The 16,621-nt window shown below is 37.9% G+C and carries 18 protein-coding genes and 1 pseudogene; 16 read left to right on the forward strand and 3 right to left on the reverse strand.

Annotated features, from left to right (window positions below; translation table 11 throughout):
- Positions 1–57 precede the first annotated feature (57 nt).
- Positions 58–510: a transcriptional regulator AsnC gene (gene asnC / locus ABW51_RS06175; RefSeq protein WP_053466013.1), complete on the forward strand. Its 453-nt coding sequence runs from the start codon at positions 58–60 to the stop codon at positions 508–510.
- 26 nt (positions 511–536) lie between these two features.
- Here the strand turns inward: asnC and hslR are convergent, their stop codons facing one another.
- The gene (gene hslR / locus ABW51_RS06180) at positions 537–932 is read right to left on the reverse strand and encodes a ribosome-associated heat shock protein Hsp15 (protein ID WP_053466014.1); all 396 of its coding nucleotides are present in this window, start codon (positions 930–932) and stop codon (positions 537–539) included.
- 228 nt (positions 933–1,160) lie between these two features.
- Here hslR and ABW51_RS06185 point away from each other — a divergent pair, with 228 nt between their 5' ends.
- The 11 genes and pseudogenes from ABW51_RS06185 to gnd all read left to right on the forward strand — a co-directional run bounded on the left by ABW51_RS06185 (position 1,161) and on the right by gnd (position 10,938).
- Positions 1,161–3,149: an OPT family oligopeptide transporter gene (locus tag ABW51_RS06185; protein WP_053466015.1), complete on the forward strand. Its 1,989-nt coding sequence runs from the start codon at positions 1,161–1,163 to the stop codon at positions 3,147–3,149.
- A gap of 52 nt (positions 3,150–3,201) precedes the next feature.
- Entirely contained in the window at positions 3,202–3,618 is a 417-nt protein-coding gene (locus ABW51_RS06190; RefSeq protein ID WP_053466016.1) for a hypothetical protein, read from the forward strand.
- 4 nt (positions 3,619–3,622) lie between these two features.
- Entirely contained in the window at positions 3,623–4,432 is an 810-nt protein-coding gene (gene cysQ / locus ABW51_RS06195; RefSeq protein ID WP_053466017.1) for a 3'(2'),5'-bisphosphate nucleotidase CysQ, read from the forward strand.
- A 75-nt stretch (positions 4,433–4,507) separates the two neighbouring features.
- Complete coding sequence (zwf, locus tag ABW51_RS06200) at positions 4,508–5,992, forward strand: glucose-6-phosphate dehydrogenase (protein WP_053466018.1); 1,485 nt, start codon at positions 4,508–4,510, stop codon at positions 5,990–5,992.
- A 144-nt stretch (positions 5,993–6,136) separates the two neighbouring features.
- Positions 6,137–6,835 (forward strand): 6-phosphogluconolactonase, encoded by a 699-nt coding sequence (gene pgl / locus ABW51_RS06205; RefSeq protein ID WP_053466019.1) that lies wholly within the window; start codon positions 6,137–6,139, stop codon positions 6,833–6,835.
- Positions 6,836–6,861: 26 nt separating this feature from the next.
- On the forward strand, positions 6,862–7,254 hold the full coding sequence (locus ABW51_RS06210; RefSeq protein WP_053466020.1) for a GNAT family N-acetyltransferase: 393 nt from the start codon (positions 6,862–6,864) through the stop codon (positions 7,252–7,254).
- A 60-nt stretch (positions 7,255–7,314) separates the two neighbouring features.
- Positions 7,315–7,647 (forward strand): hypothetical protein, encoded by a 333-nt coding sequence (locus ABW51_RS06215; protein WP_053466021.1) that lies wholly within the window; start codon positions 7,315–7,317, stop codon positions 7,645–7,647.
- A 16-nt stretch (positions 7,648–7,663) separates the two neighbouring features.
- Positions 7,664–7,822: pseudogene (locus ABW51_RS10360) on the forward strand (GNAT family N-acetyltransferase); the annotation flags it as partial.
- A 97-nt stretch (positions 7,823–7,919) separates the two neighbouring features.
- Positions 7,920–8,348: a hypothetical protein gene (locus tag ABW51_RS06220; RefSeq protein ID WP_053466022.1), complete on the forward strand. Its 429-nt coding sequence runs from the start codon at positions 7,920–7,922 to the stop codon at positions 8,346–8,348.
- 308 nt (positions 8,349–8,656) lie between these two features.
- Complete coding sequence (locus ABW51_RS06225; protein WP_231625712.1) at positions 8,657–9,463, forward strand: hypothetical protein; 807 nt, start codon at positions 8,657–8,659, stop codon at positions 9,461–9,463.
- A 20-nt stretch (positions 9,464–9,483) separates the two neighbouring features.
- The gene (gnd, locus tag ABW51_RS06230) at positions 9,484–10,938 is read left to right on the forward strand and encodes a decarboxylating NADP(+)-dependent phosphogluconate dehydrogenase (RefSeq protein WP_053466023.1); all 1,455 of its coding nucleotides are present in this window, start codon (positions 9,484–9,486) and stop codon (positions 10,936–10,938) included.
- A 132-nt stretch (positions 10,939–11,070) separates the two neighbouring features.
- On the opposite strand, the gene ABW51_RS06235 is transcribed toward gnd, so the two are convergent.
- Positions 11,071–12,393: an anaerobic C4-dicarboxylate transporter gene (locus ABW51_RS06235; protein WP_053466024.1), complete on the reverse strand. Its 1,323-nt coding sequence runs from the start codon at positions 12,391–12,393 to the stop codon at positions 11,071–11,073.
- Positions 12,394–12,641: 248 nt separating this feature from the next.
- Between ABW51_RS06235 and ABW51_RS06240 the strand changes: the two genes are divergently transcribed.
- Together ABW51_RS06240 and secB are read left to right on the forward strand one after the other, a co-directional pair.
- Positions 12,642–13,088, forward strand: a complete 447-nt coding sequence (locus ABW51_RS06240; protein WP_005635667.1) for a rhodanese-like domain-containing protein — start codon at positions 12,642–12,644, stop codon at positions 13,086–13,088.
- 13 nt (positions 13,089–13,101) lie between these two features.
- Complete coding sequence (gene secB, locus ABW51_RS06245; protein ID WP_053466025.1) at positions 13,102–13,611, forward strand: protein-export chaperone SecB; 510 nt, start codon at positions 13,102–13,104, stop codon at positions 13,609–13,611.
- 68 nt (positions 13,612–13,679) lie between these two features.
- Here the strand turns inward: secB and aphA are convergent, their stop codons facing one another.
- Positions 13,680–14,387, reverse strand: coding sequence for an acid phosphatase AphA (gene aphA, locus ABW51_RS06250; protein ID WP_053466026.1), 708 nt, complete (start codon positions 14,385–14,387; stop codon positions 13,680–13,682).
- A 221-nt stretch (positions 14,388–14,608) separates the two neighbouring features.
- On the opposite strand from aphA, the gene hslV reads away from it, so the two are divergent.
- Both hslV and hslU read left to right on the forward strand, forming a co-directional pair.
- Positions 14,609–15,136: an ATP-dependent protease subunit HslV gene (gene hslV, locus ABW51_RS06255; protein ID WP_021034624.1), complete on the forward strand. Its 528-nt coding sequence runs from the start codon at positions 14,609–14,611 to the stop codon at positions 15,134–15,136.
- Positions 15,137–15,146: 10 nt separating this feature from the next.
- Entirely contained in the window at positions 15,147–16,478 is a 1,332-nt protein-coding gene (hslU, locus tag ABW51_RS06260; protein WP_053466027.1) for an HslU--HslV peptidase ATPase subunit, read from the forward strand.
- Positions 16,479–16,621 lie beyond the last annotated feature (143 nt).

Below are 16,621 nucleotides of genomic sequence, written 5' to 3' on the forward strand. Positions count from 1 at the left end.
TGAATATTATCTAATTCATTAGGAAAAAATTAAATAAAATCTAAAAGAGGAAGTTTTATGCACAACATTGATAGTTTAGATCAAAAAATATTACGTGTACTCACTAAAGATGCGAGAACACCATACGCAGAAATGGCTAAAAATTTTGGTGTTAGTCCAGGAACGATTCATGTGCGAGTAGAAAAAATGCGTCAATCGGGCATTATTAAAGGCACAAAAGTGATTATTGATGAGCGTAAATTAGGTTATGACGTATGCTGTTTTATCGGTATTATTCTAAAAAGCGCAAAAGATTATGATAAAGTAATCAAAAAGCTAGAAAGCTTCGATGAGGTGGTGGAAGCCTATTATACAACGGGCAATTACTCAATTTTCTTAAAAGTGATGACGCACACAATCGCAGAACTACATTCTGTTTTGGCGACCAAGATTCAGTTAATAGATGAAATTCAATCCACTGAAACCTTGATTTCAATGCAAAATCCAATTTTGCGAGATATTAAACCTTAAAAGCACAGAAAAGTGCGGTAAGATTTTTATTCAAATTTATCTTGGTGTTTAAATTTCAATAAATCTCTCCGCTCTTTTTTGTTTGGGCGACGATCAGGATGGGGCATTGAAAGGGAATTATTTTTTCTTGCCCACGCTATTTCTTCTCTTTTTTTCACGCTATTTTCGGTTTCTTGATAAAGTAATTGCGCTTCTGGCGCACCTCGGCGTTGATCGCTTAACGCAAGGATTTGAATTTCTTTTTCTTCGTTTCCTTGGCGAAGTTTTAACATTGCACCCACTTCTACAATTTTACTTACTTTCGCACGTTGATTGTTGTAATGCACTTTACCACTTTCAATCATGGCTTTAGCAATGCTCCGTGTTTTGTAAAATCGGGCAGCCCACAACCATTTATCTAATCTGACTTCTTTTTCTGCCATTATTTTTTCCTTATTTTTGATTAAGCAAAATAGTACCACAAAGAATGCTAATGAACTGTTATTAAAAATTTTATTCTTTAATAAGACTTTTATTAAATGAAAAAAAATCAAAACAGGTTACTTTAAACATTTTTCAATAAAACAAAATTTATGTTAAAAAAACTTGAAAAATGGTCAAATTTTTGACAAGGTTGAGCGGTTTTCTTTTTTAAGCTCAAGGAACAATTTATGCATAACGAAAACTTAAAAGAATTGACCGTTCGAGGAATTATCCTCGGCGCATTGATTACAGTGATTTTCACTGCATCCAATGTGTATCTCGGTCTAAAAGTGGGAATGACATTTGCGTCATCTATTCCATCTGCTGTGATTTCTATGGCAGTACTCAAATTTTTCAAAGATTCTAGCATTCTTGAAAATAATATGGTGCAAACTCAAGCATCTTCAGCTGGTACGCTTTCTTCTGTGATCTTCGTCTTACCTGGTTTATTAATGATGGGCTACTGGCAAGATTTTCCATTCTGGCAAACTATGTTGATTTGTGCTGCTGGTGGTACATTGGGCGTGTTATTCACTATTCCACTACGCCGTGCGATGGTGGTAAATAGTGATTTACCTTATCCTGAAGGTGTAGCGGCTGCAGAAATCTTAAAAGCAGGTAATCATACAGATGGCGACAGCGGTGTGAAAGATATTGCTTACGGTGGTGTTTTAGCGAGCTTAGTTGCATTTTTAACTAATGGTTTACGCGTTATGGCTGATGGCGCAAGTGCTTGGATTCAAACGAGTAAAGTAGCGTTCCAATTACCAATGGGCTTTTCACTTGCCTTACTCGGTGCGGGTTATTTAATTGGTATTGTGGGCGGTATTGCAATGTTAGTCGGTGTAATTTTGACTTGGGGTGTGGCAGTGCCATATTTCACAATGTCAGGAGATATTGCCGCAGATGCAAGTTTAATTGATGCTGCGATGACCGTTTGGAAAACCAAAGTACGTTATATTGGTGTGGGGACAATTGGTATTGCTGCGATTTGGACATTGCTGATTTTAATGAAACCAATGATTGAAGGGATGGTTCATTCTTTCCGTATGCTGAAAGGTGGACAAGAGGCGTCAGAACATCGTATTGATATTGACCTTTCTCCAAAAACAATGATTTATATCTTAATTGCGACGGTTGCGTTAATTGTTATTTCATTACATCACTTTATTGCAGCGGCACCAATTTCGCCTGAGCTTTCCATTTTATTAGTGGTAGTTTGTACTTTCTTAGCTGTATTTATCGGCTTCTTTGTGGCTGCGGCTTCTGGTTATATGGCAGGTTTAGTGGGTTCATCTTCAAGCCCAATTTCTGGTATCGGAATTATTTCTGTTATCGTGATTTCATTAGTATTGGTGTCAATCGGTAATGCTTCGGGCTTATTTGAAACCGTAGATGGTCAGAAATTTTTAACCGCACTTACATTGTTTACGGCATCTATTGTAATCACTACAGCCTGTATTTCTAATGATAATCTACAAGATTTAAAAACGGGCTTATTAGTTGAAGCGACACCTTGGCGACAACAAGTCGCATTAATTATCGGCTGCTTTGTGGGTGCGCTTGTTATTGCGCCTGTATTAGAAATTTTATACCACGCTTATGGTTTCAGTGGTGCATTGCCGCGTCCAGATATGGATCCGTCACAAGCCTTATCTGCGCCACAAGCAACGTTAATGACCACCATTTCTCAAGGCATTTTCACAAATAAATTGGAATGGACTTACATCTTAACTGGTGTGGGCTTAGGTGCTGTGTTAATTACGATTGATGCGTTTTTGAAAAAAGTCAGCAACAAAGTCTTTGGCTTGCCAGTTATTGCCGTGGGGATTGGTATTTACTTACCGCCATCAATTAATATGCCTGTGATTGTCGGAGCATTCTTAGCGTGGATTATGGCTCGCCATATTGCAAAACTTGGTAACAAAGAAGTGTCAGCTAAAGCAGAACGTTTCGGTACGCTTTTCTCTGCAGGTTTAATTGTAGGCGAAAGTTTAATGGGGGTAATTTTAGCATTCATTATTGCGGCTTCTGTTACCACTGGTGGTTCTGAAGCGCCATTATCCTTAAATCTTGAAAACTGGGATACTATTGGCGAGTGGTTAGGGTTAATCGTATTTATCGTGGGCATTGTGATTTTTGCATCTCGCGTATTACGTGCGAAAAAATCTGATTAATCCTTAAATTTATTTTAGAATAGGCTACCTTTTGGATAGCCTATTTTTTATTATGAAATCTTACTTAAAAACACTTATTTTTTTCCCTCTAATTTTACAAGTAATCGTCACCGCACTTTTGATTTGGTTCGATGATGATTCAAGTGGCGTTATCGTTCCTTTTTCTAGATATGCTCTCACAGTATTTCTTCTCGCCACCATTCCCGCATTTTTAATCGCACTTTTAGCCGCAAAATTCCGTTATACACGTTATAATATTGCCTCGATTGTATTAGTTTCCTCTATCATTTCATTTGTTTACTGCAATATGGCATCTTATTTTTATTTGTTATTACTTGGCGAACAAGAATCATCCTTTTGGGAATGGGTAACGAATGGAGGATTATCGCTCGGATTAGTGAGTACGTGCGGAATGGTTTTTTATGCTCTATTTGTTATGCCGTGGTTGCTGCCAAAAACAAGAGAATAATTTTATGCTGACGCTAAACGAACATTTACTTAACCAAGTATTGTTGATTGCTTATCAAGCAGGTAAGCATTTGCAACAGTTTTATCAAAAACAGGTTCATGTTGAATTGAAAGAAGACAACACGCCTGTGACGGAAGCGGATCTTTTTGTGAGCCAATTTTTAACCGAAAAATTGACCGCACTTTTCCCTAATGTTCCCGTTCTTTCTGAAGAAAATTGTCATATTTCCTTTGAAGAACGTAAAAATTGGAAAGAATATTGGTTGATTGATCCTCTTGATGGCACACAACAATTTATTAATCGTACCGATCAATTTTCTGTGTTGATAACCTTAGTTCGTAAAAATAAACCCGTGTTAAGCGTTATTCATGCGCCAATTTTATCGATAACTTATTATGCAATGCGTGATTTCGGCGCATTTAAAAAACAACTGGATCAGGTAAAAAAACTCACTAAAAACACGACAAATTTTGACCGCCCTTTACGAATTGCCGTAGGTGCAACTACTTCACAAGAAAAAGTGCGGTCGATTTTACCGAAGGATTTTCCTTGTGAATTTGTTGTGGTCGGTTCAAGTAGCTTAAAAAGCGGTTTGGTGGCTGAAGGCGCAGTAGATTGTTATGTTCGTTTAGGACAAACAGGCGAATGGGATACAGCTGGTGCTGAAGTGCTGCTGGGGGAAACTCACGGTGCTATTTTTGACTCTCATTTTGAGCCTTTAACCTATAACCAGCGTGAAACCTTGATTAATCCGCATTTTGTCATGGTGGGTGATCAATCGTGCGATTGGCGTTCTGTCTTTCAATTTAATTGATTGGTTCGATTGGTTTTTTTCTCTAGAATACGGCATCATTTTCTGATATTACTCGGAATCTTATAAGGAATAATTATGCAAACTGATAATAACTGTATCGTCATTTTTGGCGCGTCTGGTGACTTAACTCACCGTAAACTCATTACAGCTCTTTATAATCTCTACAAAATCGGGCGTTTGAGTGAAAATTTTTCCGTTCTAGGTGTTGCTCGCTCTGAGTTGAACGATGAAACTTTCCGCGAAAAAATGCGTGAGGCGTTAATCCATAATGAAGAAACAACACCAGAAACCTTAGATGCTTTCTGCTCTCATCTTTATTACCAAGCTGTGAATACTTCGGATGCTCAAGATTATGGCAAACTTGTTCCACGCTTAGATGATCTTCATGATAAATATAAAACCTGTGGTAACACCCTTTACTATATGTCCACTCCGCCAAGTCTTTATGGCGTGATTCCTGAGTGTTTGGCTGCACATGGTTTAAATACGGAAGAATATGGCTGGAAACGTATTATCGTTGAAAAACCTTTTGGTTATGATGAAAAAACAGCGCAAGCATTAGACATACAAATCCATCGTTTCTTTGAAGAACACCAAATTTATCGTATCGACCATTATTTAGGTAAAGAAACTGTTCAAAACTTGCTTGTATTACGTTTCTCAAATGGTTGGTTTGAACCGCTTTGGAACCGTAATTTCATTGATTATGTAGAAATTACGGGTGCAGAATCTATTGGCGTGGAAGAGCGCGGTGGCTATTATGATGGTTCTGGCGCAATGCGAGATATGTTCCAAAACCATTTATTGCAAGTATTAGCAATGGTTGCAATGGAGCCGCCAGCGATTATTAATGCGAATTCAATGCGTGATGAAGTAGCAAAAGTGATGCATAGTTTGCGACCATTAACTGCAGAAGATATGGAGCATAATCTCGTTTTAGGTCAATACATTGCGGCTGAAATTAACGGCAAAATGGAAAAGGGCTATCTAGAAGAAAAAGGTGTGCCTGCAGATTCTCGCACTGAAACCTATATCGCATTGCGTTGTGAAATTGAAAACTGGCGTTGGGCTGGTGTGCCGTTCTATGTCCGTACGGGTAAACGCTTACCGGCTCGTGTGACCGAAATTGTGATCCATTTTAAAACCACACCACATCCTGTATTCAGCCAAAATGCACCAGAGAATAAATTGATTATTCGTATTCAACCTGATGAAGCTATTTCAATGCGTTTTGGTTTGAAAAAACCAGGTGCAGGTTTTGAAGCGAAAGAAGTATCAATGGATTTCCGTTATGCAGATTTAGCAGGCGCACAAGTATTAACCGCTTATGAACGCTTATTGTTAGATGCGATGAAAGGTGATGCAACCTTGTTTGCTCGTACTGATGCTGTGCATGCCGCATGGAAATTTGTGCAACCGATTTTAGATTACAAAGCTAATGGTGGTCGTATTCACGAATATGAAGCTGGCACTTGGGGCCCTGTGGCAGCCGATAAATTAATCGCAAAACAAGGTAAGGTTTGGCGTAAACCAAGTGGATTAATGAAGAAAAAAGTGTAACGATGATGAGCCTAGGGTAGGTATACCCTAGGCTAGCAAGAGTACTCCCTCTCTAGGGTAAAATTACTGTTCCCCAAAGGGGAACCACTATCACGATAATTAGCCGTGGGTATACCTACCCACGGCATCACAAACGGAACAGCAATGAACACCATCATTTTCCCTGCCGCTCAAGATGCGGTCGAAAAAATCGCTCAAGAATTTGTGATCTATAGCCAATTAACTCACCCTGTGCATATTTCCCTTTCGGGTGGCTCAACGCCTAAGTTGCTATTTAAAACCTTAGCCAAATCATCTTATGCTGAACAAATTAACTGGAAAAATCTGCATTTTTGGTGGGGCGATGATCGTATGGTTCCGCCATCTGATCCTGAAAGCAACTATGGCGAAGTGCAAAAACTCTTATTCGATCACATTCAAATTCCAGCAGAAAATATCCATCGAATTTGTGGTGAAAATGAACCGCACTTTGAGCTAAAACGTTTCGAAGAAGAATTAAGTGCGGTCATTCCAAACGGTATTTTTGATTGGATCATTTTAGGCATGGGAACTGATGGTCATACCGCCTCTCTCTTCCCACATCAAACCAATTTTGATGATGAAAACCTTGCTGTCATTGCCAAGCACCCTGAAAGCGGTCAAATCCGCATTTCTAAAACAGCCAAACTCATCGAACAAGCCAAACGCATTACCTATTTGGTGACAGGCGAAAGCAAAGCGGATATTTTAAAAGAAATCCAAACGACTCCAGCTGAAAACCTGCCTTACCCTGCAGCAAAAATTAAAGCAAAAAATGGGGTGACGGAATGGTATTTGGATAAAGCGGCGGCAAAATTGCTATAATAAATTGAGTATCGCAGGCTTGCAAAATGATAGACTACAAAGTGAATGAACCAATTGCAGTTAGACAATTTATTGAATTGCTAAATAAAACAACGCTCGGGGCACGCCGTCCGTTAGAGGATGAAAAACGCGTCGCAGCGATGTTGTACCATGCAGATTTATTAGTTACTGCTTGGGATGGTGAACAATTAGTGGGCATAGCACGTTCCGTGACGGATTTTGCCTATTGCTGTTATTTATCTGATTTAGCGGTTGATGAACAATATCAAAAACAAGGTATTGGATTGCAATTGATTGAACACACTAAACAAGCCTTACATCCAAAAGCCAAAATCGTGCTGTTATCAGCTCCACAAGCTGTAGATTATTATCCGCATATTGGATTTACACAGCATATGAGTGCGTGGACGAGGAGTTAATTTATTAGCATTGTACGGACTAAAATAAGATATAGATACATCAGATGCGGAGTTACTTTAATGTTAAATTTAGATAATAAAAAATTTATTGCTGTTGAAAACACTGCAAATGGTGAGGTCAGCAGCCAAACCGAATTTCATTACCATCAACAAGGTAAAATGATTTGGGCAGAATATGGTGGCGGTGAAATTTTAAAAGGCTTTTTAATTGGGAAATGGATTGACGATACTCAAATTGAATTTACGTATCAACATTTAAATCAATCTCTAGAAAATCGTTTGGGGCGTTGCTGTACAACATTTTCTTTAGAAGAAAGTAAACTCATCGGTCATGAAAAATGGCAGTGGCTAGACACGTTAGAGCAAGGCAGCTCTTTAATTAAAGAAATTTAAAAGAAGTTTTGCTATAGAATATCAGAAACAAGGTATCATCTTGTAGTTGATTGAACACACTAAACAAGCCTTGCCCCACAAGCACAAAATTGTGCTTTTATCTACTTCACAAGCCGTGAATTATTATCCATATATTGGATTTTCTCAGCATGTGAGTGCGTGGACGAAGAGTTAAAAAAATACTTGGAAAGGTGGCCGCACTTTTGTGTAGCAAGAAGATAGATTACTGATAGCGCACGCTTCATAGCGTGCACCATCATAGGGAGAAAGCAATGACTACAATTAATAAAGACTATGAGTTTTTAGGAAGAATATTTACTGAGTTTTTCAAACAAAAACATATTATCAATAGATTAAATGAAATTGATGAACACAACGTATATGGTTGGGAGATTTGGCTTCAAGTTGAATTACTTTTATTTTTTCGTAAAAATGCAGAACAACTTGATATAGCAGAAGTTTATAGGGAAGAGCCTTGTTTAATGGATCGTAGAAAAGGCACCTCAATAAAGTGTTCTATAGATTTTATTATTCGACAAAAAAGAGCACATAGTTTTATTCCTGTTGAAATTAAACAGTGTTTTTATGCTCCACGTTGTCTTAACCAAATGGTTAGAGACATCGAAAAGTATTCTTTAGAGTCCGTGATTTACCTACAGATAGAGCGATTTGGTGTCTTGGTGTGCATCAAGAGCCAATAAATCAGAAAGAATTTGATAAGAAATTAGAAGATTATTCACCAAAGATTTCTTGTCAGCCAATTAAAAATACAAATTATATGTTTACATTATTTTAAATATAGTGGAGTCACACCTTTGATAGCGCGCGTCTCCCGACGCGTGCTGATAACTTACTAAATTTGTAAGGCACGCGTCGGAAGACGCGCGCCAGCGTAAATAAAAAAACAATTGAAAAAACGACCGCACTTTTGCGTAGCAAGAAGATGGATTACTGATAGCCCACGCTTCATAGCCTGTGCTTGTAAATAAAGGCACACGTTGGGAAATGTGTGCTATCGTGGGGAAAAAAAGGCGTGACGGAATGGTATTTGGATAAAGCGGCGGCCAAAAATCTTGATGTTAAGATGCTATTGGTGAAAAAATATCAAGATATTTTTAAAGAAAACCAAGAAATAATCGATACTTTACTAAGTAACTCCAATTTATCAAAAATTCATTTGGGATTTGTGCCTGATGATTTTAAGAAGAAAAAACATCAAATTTTAATTGTAGGGAGAGAAACTAGAGGTTGGGATTTAAAGTATCTAGAAAAATATGATAAGAACTCGGTTTATCAATTAATGGATTTGAGTAAATCTTGGGTTATTCGTAATCTAGAAAGGTCTGATTCAGTAAATAAAAAAGGAAAATGTTTCTTTAATTTCTTTAGAAAAGTATCTCAAGAAAATCCTAATGCAAGTATTTTATGGGCGAATATATTCTGTGTGTCTTATAAAAAATCGAATCCTAGTAAAATAGACACTAAATCAGTATTTGCAAATATAAAGAAAATATCAGAATTTTTATTAAAAGCTCAAATTGAAATTTTACAACCTAATATCATCATATTTGCATCTGGACTTGATAGACAAGCAATCATTGCTAGAAGGGCTTATTTTAAAGATGATTTAAAACCATCAGGTAAAAGTGTGGTGTCTGGTTTAGATAAAAAATATTTAGAACAGTTTTATTTTTCAGGTAATTACGATGAGGATATTTTATGTTATAGAACTGTTCATCCATCTAGTATAAGAGAGCATTCAGTGATTGCGTTAAAAGAACTTAGAAAAATCTTAAAATCAAAGACAATGGATTAATATAAAAACAGGAGAAAACAATGTCAGTAAAAGGCGACATCGGTGTTATTGGCTTAGCCGTAATGGGGCAAAACCTCATTTTAAATATGAATGATCATGGCTTTAAAGTGGTGGCATATAATCGTACCACATCTAAAGTGGATGAATTTTTACAAGGTTCGGCAAAAGGCACCAATATTATTGGCGCATATTCTTTAGAAGATTTAGCTGCTAAATTAGAAAAACCACGTAAAGTGATGTTAATGGTACGCGCGGGTGAGGTAGTGGATCAATTCATTGAAGCATTACTGCCACATTTAGAAGAAGGCGACATCATTATTGATGGGGGTAACTCAAACTATCCTGATACCAACCGTCGTGTAAAAGCATTGGCTGAAAAAGGCATTCGCTTTATCGGTTCGGGTGTTTCGGGCGGTGAAGAAGGGGCGCGCCATGGGCCATCTATCATGCCTGGTGGTAACCACGAAGCATGGCCATATGTTAAACCAATCTTCCAAGCAATCTCAGCTAAAACAGAACAAGGCGAACCTTGCTGTGACTGGGTTGGTGGTGAAGGTGCTGGCCACTTTGTGAAAATGGTTCACAATGGTATCGAATATGGCGATATGCAATTAATCTGTGAAGCGTACCAATTCTTAAAAGAAGGTTTAGGCTTAAGCTATGAAGAAATGCAAGCGATCTTCGCAGAATGGAAAAAGACCGAACTTGATAGCTATTTAATCGATATCACCACCGATATTCTTGGTTATAAAGATGCTGATGGTGAACCTTTAGTTGAAAAAATCTTAGATACCGCTGGCCAAAAAGGAACAGGTAAATGGACAGGTATCAATGCATTAGATTTCGGTATTCCATTAACCTTAATCACTGAATCCGTCTTTGCTCGTTGCGTGTCTTCATTTAAAGATCAACGTGTTGCAGCAAATCAATTATTCAATAAAACAGTTGTTTCAGTTGAAGGTGATAAGAAAGTTTGGATTGAAGCAGTGCGTAAAGCATTATTGGCGTCAAAAATCATTTCTTATGCGCAAGGCTTTATGCTTATTCGTGAAGCCTCTGAACAATTTGGTTGGGATATTAACTATGGTGCAACGGCGTTATTATGGCGTGAAGGTTGTATCATTCGTAGCCGTTTCTTAGGTAACATTCGCGATGCGTACGAAGCGAACCCAGATTTAATCTTCTTGGGGTCAGATAGTTACTTCAAAGGCATTTTAGAAAATGCATTAAGCGACTGGCGTAAAGTGGTGGCAAAATCTATCGAAGTGGGTATTCCAATGCCTTGTATGGCGTCTGCGATTACCTTCTTAGATGGCTATACTTCAGCACGTTTACCTGCAAACTTATTGCAAGCACAACGTGACTATTTCGGTGCGCACACTTACGAGCGTACTGATAAACCGCGTGGTGAATTCTTCCATACTAACTGGACTGGTCGTGGTGGGAATACTGCCTCTACCACTTACGATGTGTAGTTAAAAATATCGCTAAAAATTACCGCACTTTGAGATATTAAAGTGCGGTAATTTTTTATCTATTTTCTGTTTATATTTGGGAAATAAAAAACGGTGCTATTTCAGCACCGTTCTTTGTTATCGAATCACATTTTAAAGAATAACGTGAGAAAGACCTAAACCGATTAATAAGCAGAAAAGCATGCTTAATAAACCCGGAAGCATAAAGCTGTGGTTTAAAATGTATTTACCGATTTTGGTTGTGCCCGTGGTATCGAAGTCAAGAGACGCGATGATTGGGCCATAGTTAGGGATAAAGAAGTAACCATTTACAGCAACAAATACACCGATTAATACTGGTGCTGGGATACCTAATGCGATACCAAGTGGGAACAATGTTGCTACTGTTGCGCCTTGGCTGTTTACTAATACTGAAAGTACAAATAGCGCGAAAGCAAATGCCCATGGTGCAGTTTCAACTAAGCCTTTCACCATTTCTTTTACTTCAGTTATGTGCGCTTGCATCAAGGTATCACCTAACCATGCAATACCGAAGATTGCGATTACTGCACGCATACCTGCGTGGAACACTGAACCTTTAGTGATTTCAGTGCCATCTGGTTTACAAGTTAAGATAATTAACGCACCAATCGCTAACATAATGATTTCGATAGTGTGTGCCATCCCCATTGGTTTACCATCAAATACTGGACGTAAAGATGGAACCGCACCCATGATTACAACAAGTAATGAACCAAATAAGAACAAAGAAACAGAAATTTTAGCGGTTTTGCTCACTTCTACTTCTTTGACTGAAGTGGTAGAAGCAAAAGTATCTGCATATTTTGGATCATTTAAACGACGTTGATATTCCGGATCATCTTTTAATTCTTTACCCATTTTGTTTACAAATAAACAAGCAATAAAAATACCTAAGATGGTTGAAGGAATAGTTACCATTAATACGTCGCCAAGATGGATGCCTTGAGGTTCAAGATAAGCAACGACCGCTACAACAGCTGCCGCAATAGGGCTTGCTACGATAGCAAATTGTGATGCGATTACGGCCATTGACATCGGACGTTCTGGACGGATACCGTTTTGACGGCTCACTTCAGCGATAACTGGTAATACAGAATATGCCACATGGCCAGTACCTGCTAAGAAAGTGAATAACCAAGTTACTGCCGGAGCGATAAAAGTAATGTGTTTAGGATTACGACGTAATATTTTGGTTGCGATTTTGATCATGTAGTCTAAACCGCCAGCCGCTTGCATTGCTGCTGCTGCAGAAACTACAGCCATAATCATAAACATAACATCAATAGGTAAACCTGCTGGTTTTAAACCAAAGCCAAAAGAAAGAATAGCAAGACCTAAACCACCAAATACACCTAAACCGATACCACCTACTCGTGCACCCACAAAGATACACAATAATACGATGGCAAATTGTAGTAAGAACATTGCAGACATACTGCCCCCTAAGTTAATTAAAAAACATCTTTGTTTTATTTGTTAAAACAGCGACTAATATAGCAACAAATAGGTATCGATTCCATAACATGGATCAATAAATTGTGGTCAAAAGTGCGGTTATTTCTAGTTTAGTTATAGATGTATAATTCAAGGTATTTAACGTTCATAAGAATTTTTTTGAAAGATAACCCAAGTGCGGTTATACTTGAGCCCTATTTTGACGTACTTAATCAGTAGAGAAAACAATGCAAGAATTTATCCCAATGGCAACAGAGTTTGCTCAAAAACATACTCTTTTAGCGGTTTCTTGGTTTGCGATTTTCGTGATGGTAATTTATACCTTCTATAAAGGCGCAACGAGTAAATTTAAAGTAATTACTCACAATGAGGTGATTCGTTTAATCAATGCGGATGAAGCTATTGTGGTGGATTTACGTAGTATTGAAGAATTTCAACGTGGTCATATCATTGATAGCATTAATTTACTTCCAAGCGAAATTAAAAATCAAAACATCGGTAAAATTGAACAACACAAAGAGAAAGCAATTGTGTTGGTAGATATTAACGGTGTTTCCGCACCAGCTTCAGCTACACTTTTAGCGAAACAAGGTTTTAACCGTGTGTTTGTGTTAAAAGAAGGCATTTCTGCATGGGCTGCGGCAAATTTACCTTTAGTTAAAAAACATAAATAATAAGGAATAGAAAATGTCAGAACAAAAACAAGACGTTGCAGCAACAGAAGAACAACAATCCGTTCTTCAAATTCAACGTATTTATGTGAAAGATGTGTCTTTTGAAGCACCAAATCTTCCACATATTTTCCAACAAGAATGGAAACCAAAACTTGGTTTTGATTTAAGCACCGAAACGATTCAAGTTGGTGATGATTTATACGAAGTAGTATTAAACATTTCTGTTGAAACTACACTTGAAGATAGTGGTGATGTCGCATTTATTTGTGAAGTAAAACAAGCGGGCGTATTCACTATTAGCGGTTTAGAAGATGTTCAAATGGCACATTGTTTAACCTCTCAATGCCCGAATATGCTTTTCCCTTATGCGCGTGAATTAGTGTCTAACTTAGTAAATCGTGGTACGTTCCCTGCGTTGAATTTATCTCCAGTAAACTTTGATGCATTGTTTATTGAATATATGAATCGTCAACAAGCAGAAAATGCAGAAGAAAAATCTGAAGAAGGTCAAACTAAACACTAATTAAGTGGTAAAACAAAAGGCAAGCTAGGAATCCTAACTTGCCTTTTTTGTTGTTAAAGTGCGGTCAATTAATAGCTTGAATTGATTAACACTTCTTCGCCATAGCCGCCTAAAGTTGGCATTGGTTGATAAGTTGAGTTTGCGGCACGCATTAAACGAATACCACGAACACCTGCTTCTTTAGCTGCTAGCACATCATCATCGCTATCGCCGTAGTGAATACTCACTTTATGTGAAATGATTGCAGGCGTTTTGTTATATTTTGTTGTACGTTCACGGCTACCCATAAATTCAACTGGGTGCATATTCTTAATATTGAACGTTTTTTCTAAAATTGGTGTTACGCCATCCACTTTACCTGCAGTACGACCAGTGAAAAAGTAAACTTGGTCGCCACGTGCTTGGTGCATATTAATTAAATCTATGGCAATTTGTTTTGGAATAGAATATTTATCGCAACCTGCGTTTACTTCATTCCAGAAATCTTGATTTTTCAAATAATCGTGTTTACCTGGTGAGAATTTTTGTTGTCCGTGGTAAAAGCAAGGGCTACTGAAAAGCACGGTATCATCAATATCAAAGCTTACATTAATTGGTGCTTTACCTTCTAAACTTTGTTTGATTTGATCAACACTAATCCAATGAATAGGTTGCTCTTGTAACATTTCACGAGCATTAGTGCCAGATTGAGTATAAGGTTCTGTTTTGCCTGCCATCGCTGGAACTGCAGCTGCAGTTAAAAGTGCAATTACAGATAATTTCATGATGTTTTTCATTGTGTTTCCTCACAAACGTTGATTTAAAAACCGCTCAGATCATACACTTTTTTAATATGCATTCAATAATTAGCAATCGTTTGCTGTTTCAAAGTATGATCAACTTCACATTTTTTATTTATGAGTGAAGAATAAATCTACAATATAAATTTCCCTCTTGAATTTAATCAATTTGTCGCCATATAACGAACAACTTTTCACTTTATAAAAAGGACTGAATAATGACAACGATTGTAAGCGTACGTCGCAATGGACAAGTCGTCGTAGGCGGTGATGGACAAGTTTCTTTAGGCAATACCGTAATGAAAGGTAATGCCCGTAAAGTACGCCGTTTATATAATGGCAAAGTGCTTGCTGGTTTTGCAGGTGGTACGGCTGATGCATTTACGCTTTTTGAATTATTTGAACGTAAACTTGAAATGCATCAAGGGCACTTACTAAAAAGTGCGGTGGAATTAGCAAAAGATTGGCGTACAGATCGTGCACTCCGTAAGTTAGAAGCGATGCTAATTGTGGCGGATGAAAAAGAAAGTTTAATCATCACGGGTATTGGCGATGTGGTTCAGCCCGAAGAAGATCAAATTTTAGCAATCGGATCTGGTGGTAACTATGCGTTGTCTGCAGCACGTGCATTGGTGGAAAATACCGAACTTTCTGCTCGTGAAATTGTTGAAAAATCTTTGAAAATTGCTGGTGATATTTGCGTGTTCACAAATACCCATTTCACTATTGAAGAATTACCGAATTAAGGAAAAAGCTATGTCTGAAATGACTCCTCGCGAAATAGTTTCTGAATTAGATCAACATATTATTGGTCAAGCCGATGCAAAACGTGCAGTGGCAATTGCGCTACGTAACCGTTGGCGTCGTATGCAGCTTCAAGAACCTTTGCGTCACGAAGTAACCCCAAAAAATATTTTAATGATTGGTCCAACTGGTGTGGGTAAAACTGAAATTGCGCGCCGTTTAGCCAAATTAGCTAACGCACCATTTATCAAAGTGGAAGCAACGAAATTTACCGAAGTGGGCTATGTGGGGAAAGAGGTGGATTCCATTATTCGTGATTTAACGGATAGTGCGATGAAGCTTGTTCGCCAACAAGAAATTGCGAAGAACAGAGCAAGAGCTGAAGATGCGGCTGAAGAGCGTATCTTGGATGCTTTACTTCCTCCAGCAAAAAATCAATGGGGCGAAGTTGAAAGCAATGATAACAGTAGCACACGACAAACATTCCGTAAAAAATTACGCGAAGGTCAATTAGATGATAAAGAAATCGAAATTGATGTGTCTGCAGGCGTGTCTATGGGTGTTGAAATTATGGCTCCTCCTGGCATGGAAGAAATGACAAATCAACTACAATCATTGTTCCAGAATTTGGGTTCAGACAAAACGAAAAAACGCAAAATGAAAATTAAAGATGCGTTGAAAGCGTTGATTGATGATGAAGCAGCGAAATTAATTAACCCTGAAGAACTTAAACAAAAAGCCATTGATGCTGTAGAACAAAATGGTATCGTCTTTATCGATGAAATCGACAAAATTTGTAAGAAAGGTGAATACAGTGGTGCAGATGTATCACGTGAAGGTGTGCAACGTGATTTACTTCCGTTAGTGGAAGGTTCGACTGTTAGTACCAAACATGGAATGGTAAAAACCGATCACATCTTATTTATTGCATCGGGAGCATTCCAAGTTTCTCGTCCTTCAGATTTAATTCCAGAGTTGCAGGGTCGTTTGCCGATTCGTGTTGAACTAACCGCATTAAGTGCGGCTGATTTTGAGCGTATTTTAACGGAGCCACATGCTTCTTTAACCGAGCAATACAAAGCCTTGATGGCAACAGAAGGGATGAATATAGAATTCACAACAGATGCGGTGAAGAAAATTGCTGAGGCTGCATTCCGAGTGAATGAAAAAACAGAAAATATCGGTGCACGCCGTTTGCATACCGTAATGGAACGTTTAATGGATAAAATTTCTTTCAGTGCAAGTGACATGAATGGTCAAACGGTCAATATTGATGCGGCTTATGTAGCGGATGCACTTGGCGAAGTGGTTGAAAATGAAGATTTGAGTCGTTTTATTCTTTAATGATAAAGATCTTACATATAAAAGTGTGGTGAATTTTGGATCTATATCCCAAAATTGAATAGTTAATCAAATACTGAGTTCCGTATTGTACGGGACTCAGCTTTTTTATAAGTCTATTAATGGGACAAAATAGAGTTTATTTT

Origin of the sequence: Haemophilus sp. C1 (genome assembly GCF_001276515.1) — a bacterium.
GTDB lineage: Bacteria > Pseudomonadota > Gammaproteobacteria > Enterobacterales > Pasteurellaceae > Haemophilus.